Source organism: Microbacterium sp. ISL-103, from assembly GCF_018613995.1.
Lineage (GTDB): Bacteria > Actinomycetota > Actinomycetes > Actinomycetales > Microbacteriaceae > Microbacterium.
On the sequence record NZ_JAGGPD010000476.1, the window covers coordinates 1 to 1,742 of the forward strand.

The window sequence follows — 1,742 nt, forward strand, 5'->3', positions numbered from 1 at the left end:
GGATCGAAGCCCGTGATGAACTCTGCTTCTGCGGGGCCCAAGAACGACACGACCAAGCACATCTTTGTGACGGGTGGTGTCGTTTCGTCTTTGGGTAAGGGACTCACCGCCGCGAGTTTGGGCAACCTCCTCACGGCCCGCGGACTCCGCGTCGTGATGCAGAAGCTCGACCCGTATCTGAACGTCGATCCCGGCACGATGAACCCGTTCCAGCACGGTGAGGTCTTCGTCACCGACGACGGCGCCGAGACCGACCTCGACATCGGCCACTACGAGCGCTTCCTCGACATCAACCTGTCCGAGGCCGCCAACGTCACGACCGGTCAGATCTACTCGCAGGTCATCGCGCGCGAGCGCCGTGGCGAGTACCTCGGCGACACCGTGCAGGTCATCCCGCACATCACCGACGAGATCAAGCGGCGCATGCGTCTGCAGGCGACGGAGGACCCGCGCCCCGACGTCATCATCACCGAGGTCGGCGGAACGGTCGGCGACATCGAGTCGCAGCCGTTCCTCGAGTCGGCCCGACAGCTGCGTCATGAGCTCGGTCGAGACAGCGTCTTCTTCGTGCACGTCTCTCTCGTGCCCTTCATGGGCGCCTCCGGCGAGCAGAAGACCAAGCCGACCCAGCACTCCGTGGCGGCCCTCCGCCAGGTGGGAATCCAGCCGGACGCGCTCGTGCTGCGCAGCGACCGCCCGGTCAGCGAGAGCAACCGCAACAAGATCGCGCTCATGTGCGACGTCGACGCCGAGGGCGTCATCAACACGGTCGACCTGCCGAGCATCTACGACATCCCCTCGACGCTGAACGACCAGGGTCTCGACTCGTACATCGTGCGCCGCCTCGGCCTCGACCAGAAGGCGGCCGACGAGGTCGACTGGTCGCGCTGGAGCAAGGTGCTGCACGCCGTCCACAACCCCAAGCACGAGGTCACGATCGGCCTGGTCGGCAAATACATCGACCTGCCCGACGCCTACCTGTCGGTGACCGAGGCTCTCAAGGCCGGCGGCTTCGCCCAGGAGACCAAGGTCAACATCCGCTGGATCCCGTCCGACCGCTGCGAGACCCCCGAGGGTGCGCAGGAGCAGCTCGCCGCACTCGACGGCATCTGCGTGCCGGGTGGATTCGGCATCCGTGGCATCGAAGGCAAGCTGGGCGCGCTGAAGTTCGCACGCGAGCAGGGGATCCCGACCCTCGGACTGTGCCTGGGCCTGCAGTGCATGGTGATCGAGTACGCACGCGACGTCGCCGGCATCACGGACGCGTCGTCGAGCGAGTTCGATCCCGAGACCACCGAACCGGTCATCGCGACGATGGCCGAGCAGATCGAGATCCTCGACGGCGGCGACTTGGGCGGAACGATGCGTCTCGGCCTCTACAAGGCGGCGCTGGCCGAGGGGTCGCTCGCGAGTGAGCTGTACGGCGCGCCCGAGGCATCGGAGCGTCACCGCCACCGCTATGAGGTCAACAACGCCTACCGCGCGCGTCTCGCCGAGGCCGGCCTCGTCTTCTCGGGTCTGAACCCCGAGCTCGACCTCGTCGAGTACGTCGAGCTTCCGCGTGACGTGCACCCGTACTACATCGCGACCCAGGCGCACCCCGAGCTGCGCTCGCGTCCGACCGCCCCGCACCCGCTGTTCCGCGGCCTGGTCGGAGCCGCGATCGAGCGTCACCGCTCGAGCGAGCTGTTCGACGTCGAAGCCGATGCCTGAGTCGTCGAAGCCGATGCCTGAGTTCGGCG

Annotated in this window: 1 protein-coding gene; it reads left to right on the forward strand. The window is 66.9% G+C overall.

Annotated elements, in window-relative coordinates; genetic code table 11:
* Positions 1-15: 15 nt before the first annotated feature.
* A complete protein-coding gene (locus J7E68_RS16195; RefSeq protein WP_215174331.1) occupies positions 16-1,713 on the forward strand; it encodes a CTP synthase in 1,698 nt (565 codons plus the stop codon).
* Positions 1,714-1,742: the final 29 nt, after the last annotated feature.

What these genes read in the sequence shown, in the direction of transcription:
- J7E68_RS16195 (WP_215174331.1), top strand. Translation starts at nt 16, where the DNA reads ATGAACTCTGCTTCTGCGGGGCCCAAGAACGACACGACCAAGCACATC.